We start from the raw sequence: 17,616 nt of genomic DNA, 5'->3' as shown, positions 1-17,616 counted from the left end.
CGTCATCGGCTCCTACCCGGTCTCCGGCTACCCTCCGGGGTGGACCACTGCCCTGTTTACCTCGAACGACTTATTCCGAAAGGGGGAATATTCCCTACGCCGGCACCCCTGGGTCAAGCCGCTGGCCTGCCCCGGTCGGCGGAACCCAGAGCTACGCGCATTAATGAATAATCCAGGCCACAATCGGCATGTGGACCAGTGGACCACCGGTCCCCGCCGCCGCCACCGACCACGCCACGCAACCGGACCAGGAGCCGATACCAGCCAGCGATGACAGCCGAACCGGTCAGCCCAGTACCCAGGACAGCCGCCACGCGGCAGACTCCGCCCGCCGTCGCGGCGATGGTGCGGCTGATCCGTGACACCTGGGCGAAGGCCGAGCCGTACACGCCGGAGATCTCCCAGTTCTTCTACGGGATGCTGTTCACCCTCGCGCCCGCCACCAGGGACTTCTTCCCGATCAACATGGAGGTCCAGCGGGGCAGGCTGGTGCGCGCGCTGGTGCACATCGTGCAGATGGTCGACCGCCCGGACGACCTGGTGCCGTTCTTGCGCCAGCTGGGCCGCGACCACCGCAAGTTCGGCGTCATCCCGAACCACTACGAGGCGGTCGGCACCGCACTGCTCGCCGCGCTGAAGACGCAGCTCGGGCCGGACTGGACGCCGGAGGTGGAGCGCGCCTGGGCCGAGGCGTTCACGATCATCGCGCGGGCGATGCAGGAGGCCGCCGCGGCCGACCGGCACCCCGGCTCGTGGACCGCGACCGTGGCCGAGCACCGGCGGCTCACCTGGGACCTGGCGCTGGTGCTGGTCGAGCCGGACCAGCCGGTGCCGTACGAGGCCGGGCAGTACCTGAGCGTGGAAGTGCCGCAGCGCCCGCGGCTGTGGCGGTACCTGTCCCCGGCGAACGCGCCGCGCGACGACGGGTCGATCGAGTTCCACATCCGCGCGGTCGACGGCGGCTGGGTCTCGCGCGCCATCGTCAGCCACACCGCGCAGGGCGATCGCTGGCGGCTCGGGCCACCGCTCGGCAGGCTGACCGTCGACCGCGAGTCCGGCCGGGACGTGCTGATGATCGCCGGCGGCACCGGAGTCGCGCCGCTGCGCGCGATGCTCGACGAGCTGGCGCAGTGGGGCGAAAACCCGAAGGTGAAGCTCTTCTACGGCGGCCGTGACCGCGAGGACCTGTACGACCTGGAGGAACTGCGCTCGCTGGCGGCGGTGAACCCCTGGCTGACCGTGGTCCCGGTGGTGGAGAACAACCCCGGGCTGCCCGGGTTCGAGCAGGGCACGCTGGCCGAGGTGATCACGAAGTACGGCGCGTGGCCCCAGCACGACGTGCTGGTCTCCGGCTCGCCGGCGATGATCCGGGCGACGGTTTCGCGCATGCTGGTCGCGGGCACCGCGCTGGACCAGATCAAGTACGACCCCTTCACCATCGACTGATCCTTTCACGCCGAAAAGCGGAAAATCGCGCTCGCCCGCAAAAACACCCGAACGGCGGCGCACGCTGTGAATACCCCCAATCGACACCGAGTACCGATATTGCTCCATTCGAGCTGAAAGCGTGGCGAATCGGCGCCACCGGCCGACTTGCGTCGTAGAGTCCCAGCCCCGTCGGGGAAACGGGAGTGTTGAAAAATCACGACGCATTCGAATCGATTGGAGAATTCGTCGCATCGATGGGTGTACACGCCATGTTTCCCGACGCGCTGCCCGTGACCATTCCGGCGAACTGGGGCAAATCCAGCCGGACGACAAAGTTGATCAATGAGAGTTTTGCCAAGGTGGAACCGAAGTCGGTCGAACTGGCGCAGTTCTTCTACGGCGTGCTCTTCACCGTTTCCCCGGAGACCAGGGCCCTTTTTCCCGTCAACATGAACACCCAGCGCGATCGGCTCCTGCGGGCGCTGGTGCACGTGGTCGGCCTGGTGGACCGGCCGGCCGAGCTGGTGCCGTTCCTGCACCAGCTCGGGCGCGACCACCGCAAGTTCGACGTGATCGCACGCCACTACGACGCCGTCGGCATCGCGTTGCTGACCGCGTTGAAGCGTTTCCTGAAGGACGACTGGACCTCGGAGGTGGAACGTGCGTGGACCGATGCCTATGGCGTCATCGCGAAGTCCATGCGGGAGGCGGCGGAGGCGGAGAAAGGCCCGGCTTGGTGGCCGGCGCGGGTGCTGGAACACCGGAAGGCGAGCCCGAACGTAGCGATAATCCGTGTACTGCCGAAACACCCGGTACCGTTTCGCGCTGGCAATTACTTGAGCGTCCAGGTGCCGCAACGGCCGCGAATGTGGCGGTACTTCTCCCCGGCCACCGCGCCACGCACCGACGGCGTACTGGAATTCCACGTGCGCGCGGTGGACGGCGGCTGGGTGAGCCGGTCGATCGTGCACCACACCAGGGTCGGTGACGAATGGCGCATCGGCCCGGCGCTCGGCACCCTCGCCGTGCGGCAGGCGGAGAACCGGAAACTGCTGCTGGTCGCCGGGGGCACCGGATTGGCGCCGCTGCGGGCGATCGCGGACGATCTGGCGCGGTGGAAGCGGAATCCGCCGGTGCACCTGTTCTTCGGCGGCCGGACCGCGGAAGATCTGTACGACCTGCCGACGCTGAAGATGCTGGCCGCCACGAACCCCTGGCTGACCGTGGTGCCGGTGGCCGAAGAAGGCAAGGTGCCCGACGGCGAACAGGGCACCCTCGCGGACGCCGTGATCCGGCGGGGCCCGTGGCCGAACACGGATGTCCTGATCTCGGGCTCGCCCTCGATGATCCGGGCCACCATGGTGCGCCTGATGGAGGAAGGCACGCCGGCCGCCCAGATCCGCTACGACCAGTTCACCGTGGACTGACCCGGGTCGTGCAGCGGCGGCCCCGGGGGATCGGGTCGCCACTGCACGACGACTGTGCGGACTCGGCTGCCCGAGTCTCGACCCCACCCGCCCGCTTGTCGACCGTGACAACCCGAATGCAGCACTGAACTGCCGCCCCACCCTGTCCAAACGTCGAACCCCGCTGCACTAACGCAAACCCCACCCACCCAACCGCAAACCTCACCCACCCAACCGCAGGCCTCGCCCACCCGAGTGTGGAACTCACCCGCCCGAACGCGGAACTCGGCTACCTGAGTGTGGAACTCGCCCGTCTGGACGTGGGACTCGCCACCCGAGTGTGGATCTCTTATGCCTGAACGCGGAACTCGGCTACCTGAGTGTGGAACTCGCCTGCCTTAACGTGGGCCTCGCCTACCCGAGTGTGGAACTCGCCTGCCTTAACGTGGGCCTCGCCTACCCGAGTGTGGAACTCGCCTGCCTCAACGTGGGCCTCGCCTGCCCGAGTGTGGATCTCGCCTGCCTGAACGTGGGACTCGGCTACCTGAGTGTGGAACCTCCCGAACTGCCGCCAAAGGCGAGTCCCACGTTCAGGCGCGCGAGTCCCACACTCAGGCAGCCGAGTCCCACACTCGGCAGGCGAGTCCCACGTTGGGGCAAGCGAGTTCCACATTGAGGCACTTGAGTTCCAGCGGTCGAGATCTACGTTCGGGCACGCGAGTTCCGCGTTCGTGCAGCCGAGTCCCACATTGAGGCGCCGAGTCCCGCGCTCCGGTACCCGAGTTCCACACTCGGGGAGCCGAGTCCCACGTTGAGGCAGCCGAGTTCCACGCTCGGGTAGCCGAGTTCCGCACTCGGGTAGGCGAGTTCCGCGCTCGCGCACCTGAACTCCGCGCTGGGGCGGCCGGATTCCACACCAAGGCAGGCGAGTTTCGCGTTGGGGCGCCGGAGTTTTACATCCCGGCGGCTGAGTCAGGTGTGGGTGAGGAGTCGGGTGAGGGCGGTTTGGGCGTAGGTAAGGGCTCGCACGTCGCGGGTCAGGTGGAGGGTGTGGTTCGCGGCGAGGACGATGCCGGTCAGGTCGAACAGGATCTGGTCGGCATCGCCCTCCAGCGTGCGGTCGGTGAGGGCCAGGCGGATGTGCATGCGCAGGTCCCGCTCCCACAGCGCGCTCATCCCGGCGATGGCGTCGCGCACCGGGCCGGGGCGGTGGTCGAACTCGGCCGCCGCGGCCAGGAAGAAGGTGCCGGCCGGCTGGGTCAGGTGGGTCAGCCAGGCCTGGCACAGCGCCCGCAGGCGCGGCAGGCCCGGCGTGGTGCCGGTGGACGGCTCCACGACCGCCCGGCCGAACTGCTCCGCTGCCGTGTCGACCACCGCGAGCTGCAGCGCTTCCTTGGCGCCGAAGTGCCCCAGCACCCCGGATTTCGACAGGCCCAGGTCGGCAGCCAGCCGTCCGATGGTCAGGCCGTCGAGGCCTTCGACGGTCGCCAGTTCGACCCCGCGCGCCAGGATCGCGGACCGGGTATCGCGGGCATCGGTGACAGACCGGCGTGGGCTCACGGGCGTAGTTTAGCTTCCGAACGATCGGACGCCAAACGAGCTATAGTGCGCACGTGATCCTTCTTCGACTGCTGTTCCGCCTGGTCTTCCGGCCGCGGGTGCACGGCCACGAGCACCTGCCGCGCACCGGCCCGGTCATCCTCGCGAGCAACCACCTGTCCTTCATCGACAGCGTGGTCCTGCAGCTGGTCACCCGGCGGCGGGTCCGCTTCCTCGCCAAGGCGGAGTACTTCCAGGGCACCGGACTCCAGGGCCGCCTCGTCCGCTGGTTCTTCACCGTGACCGGCGCGGTGCCGGTCGAGCGAGGTGCCCACCGCGCCGCTCAGGGCGCCCTCGAAACCGCGCTCGGCGTGCTCGCGAAGGGCCAGGTGTTCGGCATCTACCCCGAGGGCACGCGCTCGCTCGACGGCCGCCTCTACCGCGGTCGCACCGGCGTCGCGTGGCTGGCGCTGACGGCCGGCGTGCCGGTGGTGCCGGTCGCGCTGACCGGCACCGATCGGCTCCAGCCGGTCGGGCGGCGGTTGCCGCGGTGGCACCGGATCACCGTCACCTTCGGCCCGCCGATCCGCGGCACCGGGCAACCCAAGTCGGGCCCGGCCCGCCGGGTGGTGACCGACGAGGTGATGCGGGCCATCGGGGCGATGTCCGGTCAGGAGACGGCGCCGGAGTTCAACGCCGCCCCGCTAACCTGACCACATGCGGAAACCGGTGGTGTGCCTGGCGCTCGCCCTGCTGGCCACCGGGTGCGGGACGACCCCGCTCCAACCCCGGCAGGAGACAGGCACCGACCTGATCAGCCGCTACTTCGACAATTTCAACCGCGCGGGCGACCAGGGGCCCGAGGAGCAGCAGCGCTTCCTCGAGGACGCGCGGCACCCGGACTTCACCGGCCAGGAGTGCGACCTCGGCGACCTCACCATGGACATCTACCCGGCGATGTCCACCGTCCGCCCGGACCCCGACTGGTCACCCGACGGCGAAGATCCGCCGCGGGGCGAGGTGTTCGTGGTGGCGGTGTCGCTGACGGTCCGGCGGGCGGGCGCCGCGATCGGCGAGCAGATCGGCTCGCAGCGCGTAGTTCTGCTCGATCGCCGCGTTTACGGCTTCGCTCCGTGTCCGAAATCGTGAATCGGTTACGCTTCGTCGTCCGGTTGAGCGATATTCGCCGCCGCCGCGTCCCGATATCTCAAGCGCCGCCTCTTGCACGACGACGAACATCAGGTGGCGGAGGTGAAAGCGGTGTCCAAGGACGGGATCGCAGTCCACACCGAGGCCGGGGATCTGCCCGCGCTGCACGAGACCATCGCTTCCCTGTTCGCCGCCCAGGGCAACTGGGAACGCGCCTACCAGCACCTTCGCTCCGCGCTCGAGCGTGACTCGCTGACCGCGAGCTACAACCGCCGCTTCCTCGACCGGCGCCTGGCGCAGCTCGCGGACGGCGAGGTGGCGGTGGCGATGGTGGACATCGACCTGTTCAAGGACGTGAACGACACCTTCGGCCACCTCGTCGGTGATCGGGTGCTCCGGAGCGTGGCCGCGCTGCTGAAGCACGAACTGCCGCGCGGCGCCTTCTGCGCACGGTACGGCGGTGAGGAGTTCGTGCTGGTCATGCCCGGTTTGGGCGTTCGGGAGGCGCTGCGGGTGGCCGAGCGCGCGCGGGTCCGCGTGGCACGGCACGCCTGGCAGCGACTGCAGTCCGGGCTCGCCGTCACGGTCAGCATCGGCCTGACCACGAGGCCGGGACGTGCGGAAGAACGATTGCTCGAGGCCGACGCCCTGCTTTACGCGGCAAAACGCGCGGGGCGGAATGTGGTGGCTTATCCGGATTCGGAAAACCCCGGGCGCATTCGACACCGTGGGTAACCCCGGGTCAGCCGATTTCCCACTGCCGGTAATAATGGCTGGTCGATACGTGGCGGTCATCCGGCCAACTGGCACCGAGCGTAAAAACATCACGGGATGGTGTCGTCACGAACGGCGGGTATCCGTAGGATAACGAAAGCCATCCGGCTGGCGATGATCCACCGGAGCCCGCCACTTCGAGTCAAGTCGAGGAACGTGGTCGACTCACCACCGCCGAGCTGAAGGGAGACTGAGTGCCTGACGATCACCTTTCCTCCGGCACCGGTCGTTCTCGCAGGTCGCGGCGGCGTTCCATGGACACCTACGGCGGCATCAGCGTCAACGAGGTGATGGCCAAGGCAACCGGCAAGTACCCGGTACCCCCGGTGGCCGAACCTGAACCCGAACCTGAGCCCGAGTTCGAACCGGAGCCGGAGCCCGAGCCGCCCCCGCCACCGCCCCCGGTCCGGCAGCGCCCGGCGGGTCACCCCAGCTCACCCGGGTTGCCGCGCCCGGTGCCGCCGACGCGCAACAAGCACGAAGAGATGCCGCCCCAGCGCCGGCGTCCGGTCACCGGGCAGAACCCGGTCCCCGGCGGCGTGCCGCCTCGGCGGGCCCCGGTCCGTCGTCGTCCTGGCCCGCCCGCGAACGGCATGCCGCCCGCGGCGCAGGCGCCCGCCCCACCGGCGCCCCCGCGCACACCGCCGGCTCCGCCGAGGCCGCCGCGGCGTCAGCCCGCGCCCCCGCCGGTGTCGCCGCCGGAGGCGAAGACCACGGTCACCCCGCCGGTCACCCCGCCGCCGCGCCCGCAGGCGCAGCAGCCCCCGCCGCCTAAGCCGCAGCCACCCAAGCCGCCGCAAAAGTCGCCGCAGCAGTCGGAGCCCCGGCCGAAGCCGCTGCGTCCCGAACGGCCCAAGCCGTCCGCCGAGGACCGGCTGATCATGACCGACCAGATGGAGCCGCTCGACGACGCGACGATGTACCGCCGCAAGATCGACAACTCGCTGGCCCGGTTCTCCGCCGCGCACGACGAGATGCAGGCCGAAGAGGCCAAGCGCAAGGAGCGGATGAGCCGCTTCACCGCGGCGCCGGTCAAGCTGATCGAGCAGACGCGCACGAAGCTGCAGCGCGTGGCGCACCCCGGCGAAGGCGGGCGCCCGGCCAAGCCGCGGCCGCACCCGCTGGAGCACCTGAACGCCGAGGCACAGCCGGAAGAAGAGGAGACCTCGGCTCCGCAGACCCGGCTGCAGGAGAAGAAGCAGCGCCACCACGACCAGGCCACCAAGGCGGGCCGGATCACCGCGATCGTGCTGGCCAGCCTGATGTTCCTGCTCAGCGCGACCGGCTGGGGGATGAAGACCTGGTTCAACAGCAAGTTCAACGAGATCGTCGCGCTGGACGAGAACTCGGCGGACATCAAGAACGCCGCCGGGCAGAACGGTGACGAGAACTTCCTGATCGCCGGTTCGGACACCCGGGCGGGTGCGGAGGCCGAGGAGGGCGTCGGCACCGCGGAATCGGTCGGCGGTGCCCGGTCGGACTCGCTGATGATCGCGCACATCCCGGCGGACCGTAAGCGCGTGATCGTCGTCGGCTTCCCGCGTGACCTCGAGGTGACGCGGCCGGACTGCAAGCGCTGGGACTCCGCCACCGGGGCGTACTCCGAAGAAGTGGTGGCGGGCAGGGCGAAGGCGAAGCTGAACGAGGCCTACGCGATCGGCGGCCCGCAATGCACGACCAAGCAGATCCAGCAGCTGACCGGGATGAAGATCAACCACTTCGTCGGCATCGACTTCCACGGCTTCAAGGACATGATCAACGTGGTCGGCGGGGTGCCGGTGCACATCGAGGAACCGATCATCGACGACGTGCTCGGCGTGATCGTGCCGCAGGCGGGCGAGCAGCTCATCAGCGGTGACCAGGCGCTGAACTTCGTCCGCGCGCGGAAGGTGAAGGGCGACGTGACCTCCGACTACGGTCGGATCAAGCGTCAGCAGCTGGTGATCGGGTCCTTGCTGAAGAAGACGATGTCGCAGGAGGTCCTGTTCGACGGCGGCAAGCTGACCGGCTTCATCAACGCCTTCACCGCCGCCACCTTCGGCGACAACCTCGGCGTGGACCAGATGCTCACGCTGGCGCAGTCGATGAAGGGGCTCAACCCGGACACGGTGAAGTTCATCACCGTGCCGACCACCGGTGAGTCGAACAGCCGCGGCAACGAGGAACTGCTCCAGACCAAGTCGAAGGAGCTGTTCGAGGCGTTGATCGAAAACGGTCCCCTGCCTGATGAGAAGGCCCCCGCGCCACCGCCGTCGACACCCGGTGGCACGCAGAAAGGCCAAGCCAAGCCAGGGAACTAGGCGCTCCTCCGGTAAGTCAAGGTCGCGCTCTCCGCGCCCAGGCGGCCCCTGGCGACACGGGCGAGTTCGGCCGAGTACGGCCAGTACGAGGCCGAATCGCCCGCACCGCCAGGAACCACCTGGATCACGAAGCCCATCGACCGGACTCACCGGAGGAGCGCCTAGCCAGCCGAGATCGTTAGTCCGGATTCACGTCCGGTTCACCCGAGGATGCGGCGTTCGCGTGGTCCTGGCCGTATGGTGGCCGCATGCGCGAGGCTTACCACGTCGAACTCGAACAACTGGCCGACAAACTGGCGGCCATGTCCGTGCAGGTGGCGGATGCCATGGAGCGGGCGACCGCGGCCCTGCTCGACGTCGACCTCGCGGTCGCCGAGCAGGTGATCAGCGATGACGCCAAGGTCGACGACGCCAGGGCGGAGTGCGAGGAACAGGCGTACGCGCTGCTGGCGCTGCAGGCGCCGGTGGCCACCGACCTGCGGACCGTGCTCGCGGCGATCCACGCGGCGGAAAGCCTGGAACGCATGGGCGACCTGGCGCTGCACGTGGCCAAGGCCGCGCGGCGACGCCACCCGGAGCCGGTGCTGCCGGACCAGGTGCGGGGCTACTTCGCCGAAATGGGCCAGATCGCCGTGCGCCTGGCGCGGCAGGCGGAGCAGGTGATCAAGACCAAGGACGTCGACGCGGCCAAGGAGCTGGAGGCCGACGACGACCAGGTCGACGACATCCACAAGCACCTGTTCACCGTGCTGATGGACCGCGAATGGCCGCACGGCGTGGCCGCCGCGGTCGACGTCACGCTGCTGGGCCGGTTCTACGAGCGCTTCGCCGACCACGCGGTTTCGGTGGCGCGCCGGATGATCTTCGTGGTCACCGGCCGCATGCCCGGCTACGGCCCGGGTGACGAAGACCTGTAACCACCCCCCGCCTTGGTGGCTCCGGAGCGATCCCGCTCCGGAGCCACCTTTTTTGTGCGGTCCACTGTGGATTTCACCGGTGCCGGGGTGGCGGAAGCACGCGGCCGGGGTGGGGAACTGAGGCATGGGGTGGGGCTCGGGCGGCGCGGGCGTCGGGGTGGCGGGCGCGGGCTAGGGGCCGGGCAGGCGGATAGGGGTGGGCGGTCCCGCCGGGGCGGGGCGATGCTGGCGACGCGACATCCGGGACTTCACCGCCGCGTCAGGACAGGGGCCGCGAAATGACCGACAGGATCGACAACGCGTTGGACTGCTGGCGGCACCGGATGGACTGGCGGCCGGTGTCGGGCACCCCGCGGCTGTCCGGCCGCTGGGCGGTGGTGGTCGCCGATCTGGACGACGGGGCGCAGTTCGCCGCGGTGTTGCGGCAGTACGGGGCCGAGCCGATCCTGATCCCCGCCGGGAACCGCTCGGCGATGGCCGACTGCCTCCGGATCTTCCGCGAGTTGAACGGCGTGATCTCCCTGCTGGCGCTGCAGGAATCCGATGAGGACCTGCCGCCGGGGGTGGCGAGCACGGTCTACCTGATGCAGGCGCTCGGCGACGCCGGGCTCGCAGTGCCGCTCTGGTGCGTCACGCGTGGCGCGATGACCACCGGCGGTGACCCGGTGCAGGCGCTGCTCTGGGGGCTCGGCCGCGCCGCCGTGCTGGAGAACCCGCACCGGTGGGGCGGAATCGTGGACCTGCCCGGTGACCTGGACGACCACACCGCGCGCCACTTCGTCACCGCGTTGTCGCACCACGGCGGCGACAATCGGTTCGCCGTCCACAAAGACGGGCTCTACGCGGCTCGCACGGTCCGCGAGCCGGGGCACGACTGGACGCCGCGCGGCACCGTGCTGATCACCGGGGCCACCGGCGCGCTCGGCACCCGCGTCGCCCGCTGGGCCGCCGAACAGGGCGCGGACCACCTCGTGCTGGTCAGCCGTCGTGGCCCGGCGGCGGCGGAAGCGGCGGAACTGCGCAAGCTCCTCGCCGGGACCCGGGTGACCATGGCCGCCGCCGACGTCACCGACGAGGCTTCGCTCGCCAGGGTCAAGGCGGAGTGCGGCCCGATCGACGCCGTGGTGCACACCGCCGGGCACGATCCCGTCGGTCCCCTGCCCGAACTCCGCCCGGCCGACCTGCTCGCCAGGGTGATCGGCGCCCGCAACCTCGACCGCGTGTTCGCCGAGACCACGCTGGACGCCTTCGTGCTCATGTCCACTTTGGATGGTGTGCGTGGGCGGCTCGGCCAGGGCGCGGCGGCGGCGACGAGCGCATACTTGGCCGCGCTCGCCGCCCGCCGCCGCGCCCGTGGCGGCCGGGCCCACGCACTGGCCTACGACTGCCGCGCCACCGACGACCTGCGGATCTTCGTGTTCCCCGACGAGCTGGACAACCCCGGGCTGGCCCACGTCCTGCGCGAGCGTTCCGCGGAGTTCGCGGCCACCTACGCCGAATGCGAGCGGCAGCTGGCCCGCTACACCGATCCCCTGCACGGCCACGACTGGGCCACGATGGTCGCGCTCGCCGCGATGTGGCGGGCGCGCGGCGTCCGCCCGGCGCGCGTGCTCGGCCACGGTGCCGGCGAGATCGCGGCGGCCGTGGTCTCCGGCTCGCTCACCCTCGAAGAAGGCGCGAAGGCGATCGCCGTGCGGTCGCAGGAAATGGTCGCGGTGTCCCTGCCGGAAAGCGAGGTGGCCGACCGGATCGCCCGCTGGCAGGGCCGGATCGGCGTGCTCGCGGTGGAGGGGCCGGAATCGGTGGTCGTTTCCGGGGATCCGGCCGCGATCGACGAGCTGACCTTCCGCTTCCGCGCCGGTCGCATCACCGTGCGACGCCTCGTGCGCGCGTCGGCGGGCAACGCGGAGGCGTTCGAGCGCACCCTGACCGCCTACCGCGCGCACGGTTACCGCCTCATCGAGATGACCACACCGCCGGTGCCCGCCGAGGACCGCGTGCACTGGCTGGAGGTGGGTTGATGGTGTTCGACCTGGTCGAACCGATCGCCGGTACCGGCGCGCTGCTGTGCCGCGGTGATCTCCGCGCCGACACCCACCCCTGGCTCGCGGGCAAGCCGCTGCCCGCCGCGGTGCTGACCGAACTGCTCGCGCTCGCCGGTGCCGAAGCGGGCTGCCCGCACGTGCGTGAATTACGCGAGGAAGCGGAATTGGTGTTGCCCGAGGCCGGCGGCGTACGGTTCCAGTTACGGGTTGGCGCGCTGGATAACGGAATGCGCGCTGTTCACCTGTACACGAGGAACAGTGACGACTGGGTCCGGCACGCGACCGGTGTGCTGGAGCCGGGAACAGAGGCGGAAATCACCGACGAAGACTGGCACCCACGTGCCCCGGCCGGGCGGGAAGCCGGGCCGGAGCTGAGCATCGTGCCGTTCCGCACCGCCGAGCAGGCGCGGGAACTCCTGCGCAGCGGGCAGTTCGAACCCGAACGGCTGGTGTTCGCCGATGAGCACGAAGCGACCGTGCAGGTACTGCCCGAGGTGCTCGGCTCGGCGAAACCGCCGATGATCGTGCGCGCCGGGGTCGCCTATGCCATGGACACCAACGATTTCGACGTCGACGAGCCCATCGTGGTGATCGGCGTGAGCGGGCGCGTCCCCGGTGAAATCGGGCCGCCGCCCGAGGACCGCGGCTGGGACGTCACCCCGCGTGGCGCATTCCTCAGCGCTCCAGGAGATTTCGACGCGGCGTTCTTCGGCATGACCGCCGAACAGGCGCTGGTGACCGATCCACAACAGCGGTTGCTGCTCGAAATAGCTTGGGAGGCCTTCGAAAAAGCCGGAATCGATCCCGAGCGGATGCGTGGCGAGAAGGTCGGCGTGTTCGCCGGGGTGGACGGCAGGCACTACGAGTCGCTGGTGTGGGCGGCTTCGATGGACGTGCCCGCCAAACCCGCGACCGCCGCCGTGCGCCTCGCGCAGGTGTTCGGCCTCGCCGGTCCGGCGGTGGAAACCGGCGACGCGTGCCGGATGGCCGTCGACTCGCTGCGCCGGGGTGACTCGGCACTGGCGCTCGCCGGTTGGGCGACCGTGCTGGCGACTCCCGACGCCGTGGGTGCCTCACCGGCCGAAGGAGCCGGGATCGTTGTGCTGGCCAGGCTTTCCGAAGCCGAACGGCGTGATTGCCCGGTACTGGCGACCGTGCCGGATCGGGCGGATTCGGTTCAGGTGCTGATCGACTCGGTGCGGCGGACCAGCCGGGAAGAGCCCGCCGAACCGATCACCGAACTGCCGATGGTGTGGCCGCTTTCGGCGAAAACCGAGGCCGCGCTGCGTGACCGGGCCATCCAGCTCTTGTCCTATGTAGACAAGGACGCGCCCGCGGACATCGGCTTCTCGTTGGCCAGGAGCACCGAGTTCGCCCATCGGGCCGTGGTGATCGGCGAGCAGCCCGGCGAATTCCGCGCGGCGCTCAAGGCGCTGGCCGAAGGACGAGCGGCGCCCAACGTGGTCACCGGCGAGGTGGCCGAGCAGACCGCGCCGGTGCTGGTGTTCCCCGGCGGTGAATGGGCCTGGGAGAACAACGAACTGCTCGAGCACCCGGTGTTCGCCGAGCGGATCGCCGACTGCGAGCGCGCGCTGTCCGCGCACGTCGACTGGTCGCTGACCGAGTTGCTGCACAACGAACGCGTACCGGATCGGGTGGACGTGGTGCTGCCGGTGCGCTGGGCCGTGCAGGTGGCGGTCGCGGCGCTGTGGGAGGCGTTCGGCGTGCGGCCGTCCGCGGTCGTCGGACACGGGGACGGCGAGATCGCCGCCGCCGTGGTCTCCGGCGCGCTGTCCTTGATGGACGGAGCGAAGGTGGCGGCCCTGCGGGCACGGGCCCTGCGCGGGATCGTCGGCCGGGGTGGCACGGTCGCGGTTTCCCTGCCGGAACACGAAGTGGTCGACCGGATCGGCTTCTGGCCGGGCCGGGTGGGCGTGGCCGCGATCGACTCGCCGGAGTCGGTGCTGGTCAGCGGGGACGCCACCGCGCTGGACGAGCTGATGTACCGGTTCAAGGCCGATCGGATCCGCGTGCGCCGGCTGACCGTCGAGTACGCCGCGCACTCGTCCCATGTGGACGAAATCGAGCAGCTGGTCAAGGACCTGCTCGCCGACGTGGTGCCCGGCAAGGCCGCGGTCCCGTTCTTCTCCACGGTCACCGGCGACTGGTTCGACACCACCGAGCTGACCGCCGACTACTGGTACTGGAACCTGCGCCAGCCGGTGTTGTTCGAGCACGCGCTCCGGGCGCTCGCCGACCAGGGCTGCGTGTTCGCCGAGGCGGCCGATCCCGGTGGCACGCACCAGTTCCTCACCGCGGTGGCGCGGCTGAACCTGCGCGGTGCCGCGGTCGACTGGAGCGCCTGCTTCCCCGGCGGCCGCCGCGTCGAGCTGCCCACCTACCCCTTCCAGCGCGAGCGGTACTGGATCGACCTCACGCGCTCTGCACGCCCTGACTGCTCGGGATCGCCAGCGTCTGCAGCTCGATCGGCAGATCACACCGCCGCTTGATGCCCAGCTTCCGGTAGGTCCTGGTCAGGTGTTGCTCCACTGTGGACACCGTGATGTAGAGCTTCCCGGCGATTTCCCGGTTCGAGCAGCCGCACACCGCCAGTGCGGCGACCCGGCTCTCGGACTCGCTCAGCTTGTCCAGCCCGCGCGCCACTTCGCTCGCCGGTCGCGCGGGCTTGGGCCGGGGCGACCGCGGGGCTGGCTGCCGCCGGTCGCCGGTCAGCAACTGCAGTGCCTTGGTCCGTTCGAGCCGGTCACCGCAGGACTCCAGCAGTTTGACCGCTTCGGCGACCAGTTGCGGTCGCTGGCCGGGATCGCTCGCCGCGGCCAGCACCCGCAGGGAGATGCCGCGCACGCGCGGGTGGTCCTGACCGGCGAGTCCGAGCTGCGCGTCGAGCAGCTTGCGTGCCTGCCCGCGGTTGCCCAGCTCCAGCCAGGCCTGCGCGGCGCTCGACCGCCACGGCACCACCGACGGCTGGTCCAGGCCCCACTGGTGCATCAGCTCGCCGCAGAACAGGAAGTCGGCGAGCGCGGCCTGGTGCCGCCCGATCGCCAGGCTGTAGTGCCCGCGGGCGTGGACGTAGTGCAGGCCGAACCGGGTGTCGAACATGGCCTGCGGCACCGGGCGCTCGGCGATCTCGGCGGCCTCGTCCATCCGGCCCATGCCGATCAGCGCCAGCAGCAGGTTCGCCAGTGGGAAGCCGATGCCGACACCCCAGCCGCGCTCGGACAGCACCCGCAGCGCTTCGCTCGCTTCCCGGTGCGCGACGGTCAGTTCCCCTTGGCGCATCGCGATTTCCGCGCGGACGGCGGCGAGCAGGGCCTGCCCGGTGCGGCTGGTGGTCCGCAGCCGGAGGTGGTGCAGCCGTCCCCAGTGCGCGGCGGCGTCCAGCCTGCCGGCGTAGATCAGCGTGAGCAGCGCGCCGAACTCCTCCTGCGGGGCGATCTGGTCGCGTTCGCCGAACTGGGAGCGCTGCAGCAGGTGCTCGGCCCCGAGCACGGTCGGCCGCTGGCTGGTGCCTGCCGGCTGCCCACCCGGCAGGAGCTGGTCGAATCGGATGCGCCGCTTCAGCCCGGGGTAGGTGGTGGAGAGCCAGAGTTCGGCCTGCGCGAGCTGCTGCGCGTCACCGGCCAGCCCGCGGATGGTGGCCAGCGCTTCCTCGTGCTTTCCCTGCCAGAGCAGGTATCCGACCAGATCGGTGCTGTCGCGGCCGGTCAGCCTGCCGTCGCGGGCCGCGCTCACCAGCGGTTCGAGGTGGCGGGTGGACTGCCCGGGGTCGAGCCGCCAGGTGACCCGGGCCAGCAGCGAGGCCAAGTCCAGCCGGTGCGCCGGATCGGTGGTGGTGTCACGGGCGAGTTCGAGGTAGCGCACGGCGTCGGCGGGCCGCTGGTCACGCAACGCGGCGTCGGCGGCGTCGGTCAGCACGGCCGCCGCCCAGTCGGGACGCAGGTGCGGGGCGCGCAGCAGGTGCCCGGCGACCACCTCGGGAGCCGCGCCCGCCGTGTGGGTCAGCACGGCCGCGCGCTCGTGCAGATCGGCCGCGGCCGCCGGGGAGAGCGTGCCGAGCGCCGCCGCCGCGACGTCCGGGTGGGCGTGGTCGGCCGCGTCGAGCAGCCCGCTCGCGCGCAGGGCCAGCAGATCGGCGTCGACCTCGCGGCCGAGCAGCTCGGCCACGTCGACCGCCGAACCGAGCACGGCGATCCCGCTCAGCAGCTCGACCGTCGACGGCGCGGCCCGGTGCAGGCAGCCGAGCAGCGCCTCGCCGAACCGGCCCTCGGCCAGCCCGCGCACCAGCTGCGGGTTCCCGCCGGTCAGCGCCAGATCGTTCCCGGTGGTCAGCGGATCCACCGACAGCACCTGGAAGTGCGGCTGGCGCGAGAGTTCCGCGCGCACCGCCGGACCGAGGGCCAGCGGACCGGCGCCCTCGGTGAGCACCAGCGCCACACGACGACCGCCGAGCCGCCGCACCAGGTAGAGCAGGCACGCCATGGACGGGGCGTCGCAGTACTGGGCGTCGTCGAGCAGGAGCACCAGCGGCTGGTCGGCCGCCAGCGCGAACAGGGCGCTCCCGACCGCGCGTGACACCCGCAGCAGGTCGTTCTCCGCGACCACGCTGTCCGGGTCGTGGTCCAGCGCCTTGAGGATCTGCTCGTCGGCGAGCGCGGCGGCCGGGAGCAACTGGGCCAGCGCGCCGAAGGGCAGGCGTTGCTCCGCACGGGCGCACCCGGCACGCAGGACGCGGGCCCCGGCGTCCTCCGCGAGCCCGGCGAACCGGGCCAGCAAGGTGGTCTTGCCGCACGTGACACCGCCGCTCAGCACCGTGGCGTTGCCCGTGCCCGACTCCGCGTCCGCCAGCCGCGCCTTCAGTGCCGCGAGCTGCTCGTCCCGTGCGATCTGCATGCTGTCCCCTTTGCCTGTTGTGCGGGGTTCGGAGCGAAATTAGCCCAGAAAACAGGGGTCGCCCCGGAGAATCGAGGTCGGCTCGAGTGGGATCCGACAACCCGTCGAGGTGCTCCCGGAGGCTCAAGATCGCTGTTCCGGTCGATCCGCCCCTGGCGATAGCGCAGCGTGAGTATGGTGAAGGGGCTCGACCGTTCAACGAAAAAACCGACCGACCGGTACCGAAATCGTTGACAAAACCGACCGCCCGGTTTTGAATTTCGGGTATCGGGCCGCTGGCAGGGGTGACCACCGGCTCGCCGACGAGCTGAGGGAGCTGTGATGGACATCCGGGTGCTGGGTCCGCTTGAAGTCCAGTTTTGCGGTAGATCGGTTTCGCCGACCGCGGCCAAGGAGCGCAAGCTCCTCGCCATGCTCACCGTGCACGCCGGTCAGCTCGTCCCCGACACGGCGTTGTTCGAGGAGTTGTGGGGCGCTGACGTGCCCCGCAGCGCCCGGACCACCCTCCAGACCTACGTGCTCCACCTGCGGTCGATGATCGGTGCCGCGGGCGCCGGAGCCGAGGACGGGCGCACCTGCGACCCGAAAGCGGTCCTCGTGCGGGAGGTAGGGGGCTATGTTCTCCGTGATGAGGGGTTCACGATCGACGTCAAGGAGTTCGACCGGCTCGCCGAAGCCGGCCACCGCGCTCGCGAGGCGGGCGACTTCGCCGGGGCGTCGGAGAAGTTCGGGCGCGCGCTGGCGCTCTGGCGCGGTCGCGCGCTGGCCGACGTGATGCCCGGGGGGATGCTCGAGGTCGAGGTGCACCGCCTGGAGGAGGCCAGGCTGTGCGTGCTCGACCGCCGGATCGACGCCGACCTCCGGCTCGGCAGGCACCACGAGCTGCTCGGTGAACTCACCGCGCTGGTCGCCAGGAACCCGACGCACGAGGGGCTGCACAACCACCTCATGCTGGCGCTGCACCGGGCCGGCCGCCGCGGCGACGCCATCGAGGTCTACCTGCGGTTGCGCACCCGGCTGGTGGAGGGGCTGGGACTCGAGCCATCGTTGTCCCTGCGTCGACTGCACCGGTGCATCCTCACCTCCGATCAGGAGCCGACCCGGCCCGGGGAAGCAGCCTTCCCCGCGCTGACCGCGTGAGGCGGGC

The 17,616-nt window shown here is 70.4% G+C and carries 12 protein-coding genes; 10 read left to right on the top strand and 2 right to left on the bottom strand.

Annotated elements, in window-relative coordinates:
• The first annotated feature begins 270 nt into the window (after window positions 1–270).
• A complete protein-coding gene (locus L3Q67_RS09165) occupies window positions 271–1,446 on the top strand; it encodes a globin domain-containing protein (protein ID WP_499189114.1) in 1,176 nt (391 codons plus the stop codon).
• A gap of 251 nt (window positions 1,447–1,697) precedes the next feature.
• On the top strand, window positions 1,698–2,855 hold the full coding sequence (locus L3Q67_RS09160; RefSeq protein WP_499189113.1) for a globin domain-containing protein: 1,158 nt from the start codon (window positions 1,698–1,700) through the stop codon (window positions 2,853–2,855).
• 951 nt (window positions 2,856–3,806) lie between these two features.
• On the opposite strand, the gene L3Q67_RS09155 is transcribed toward L3Q67_RS09160, so the two are convergent.
• The gene (locus L3Q67_RS09155) at window positions 3,807–4,394 is read right to left on the bottom strand and encodes a TetR/AcrR family transcriptional regulator (protein ID WP_499189112.1); all 588 of its coding nucleotides are present in this window, start codon (window positions 4,392–4,394) and stop codon (window positions 3,807–3,809) included.
• 53 nt (window positions 4,395–4,447) lie between these two features.
• On the opposite strand from L3Q67_RS09155, the gene L3Q67_RS09150 reads away from it, so the two are divergent.
• The 7 genes from L3Q67_RS09150 to L3Q67_RS09120 all read left to right on the top strand — a co-directional run bounded on the left by L3Q67_RS09150 (window position 4,448) and on the right by L3Q67_RS09120 (window position 14,068).
• A complete protein-coding gene (locus tag L3Q67_RS09150) occupies window positions 4,448–5,086 on the top strand; it encodes a lysophospholipid acyltransferase family protein (RefSeq protein ID WP_499189111.1) in 639 nt (212 codons plus the stop codon).
• Window positions 5,087–5,090: 4 nt separating this feature from the next.
• Window positions 5,091–5,522, top strand: coding sequence for a hypothetical protein (locus L3Q67_RS09145; RefSeq protein WP_499189110.1), 432 nt, complete (start codon window positions 5,091–5,093; stop codon window positions 5,520–5,522).
• Window positions 5,523–5,615: 93 nt separating this feature from the next.
• Window positions 5,616–6,257, top strand: a complete 642-nt coding sequence (locus L3Q67_RS09140; protein WP_499189109.1) for a GGDEF domain-containing protein — start codon at window positions 5,616–5,618, stop codon at window positions 6,255–6,257.
• Between the two features lie 920 nt (window positions 6,258–7,177).
• A complete protein-coding gene (locus L3Q67_RS09135; RefSeq protein WP_499191468.1) occupies window positions 7,178–8,596 on the top strand; it encodes an LCP family protein in 1,419 nt (472 codons plus the stop codon).
• Window positions 8,597–8,844: 248 nt separating this feature from the next.
• A complete protein-coding gene (gene phoU, locus L3Q67_RS09130; protein ID WP_209663717.1) occupies window positions 8,845–9,513 on the top strand; it encodes a phosphate signaling complex protein PhoU in 669 nt (222 codons plus the stop codon).
• A gap of 278 nt (window positions 9,514–9,791) precedes the next feature.
• The gene (locus L3Q67_RS09125; RefSeq protein ID WP_499189108.1) at window positions 9,792–11,534 is read left to right on the top strand and encodes an SDR family NAD(P)-dependent oxidoreductase; all 1,743 of its coding nucleotides are present in this window, start codon (window positions 9,792–9,794) and stop codon (window positions 11,532–11,534) included.
• Window positions 11,534–14,068, top strand: a complete 2,535-nt coding sequence (locus L3Q67_RS09120; protein WP_499189107.1) for an acyltransferase domain-containing protein — start codon at window positions 11,534–11,536, stop codon at window positions 14,066–14,068. The genes L3Q67_RS09125 and L3Q67_RS09120 overlap by 1 nt, the downstream gene beginning before the upstream one ends.
• Here L3Q67_RS09120 and L3Q67_RS09115 read toward each other — a convergent pair.
• Complete coding sequence (locus tag L3Q67_RS09115; RefSeq protein ID WP_499189106.1) at window positions 13,992–16,469, bottom strand: helix-turn-helix transcriptional regulator; 2,478 nt, start codon at window positions 16,467–16,469, stop codon at window positions 13,992–13,994. The two genes, L3Q67_RS09120 and L3Q67_RS09115, sit on opposite strands and share 77 nt — an antisense overlap.
• Before the next feature lie 321 nt (window positions 16,470–16,790).
• On the opposite strand from L3Q67_RS09115, the gene L3Q67_RS09110 reads away from it, so the two are divergent.
• Window positions 16,791–17,609, top strand: a complete 819-nt coding sequence (locus tag L3Q67_RS09110; RefSeq protein ID WP_499189105.1) for an AfsR/SARP family transcriptional regulator — start codon at window positions 16,791–16,793, stop codon at window positions 17,607–17,609.
• Window positions 17,610–17,616 lie beyond the last annotated feature (7 nt).

It is taken from the genome of Saccharothrix sp. AJ9571, from assembly GCF_021725495.1.
Taxonomy (GTDB): Bacteria; Actinomycetota; Actinomycetes; order Mycobacteriales; family Pseudonocardiaceae; genus Amycolatopsis; species Amycolatopsis magusensis.
The sequence above is the reverse complement of the archived record's forward strand: the minus strand, read 5'-3'. Positions and strand labels throughout refer to the sequence as shown.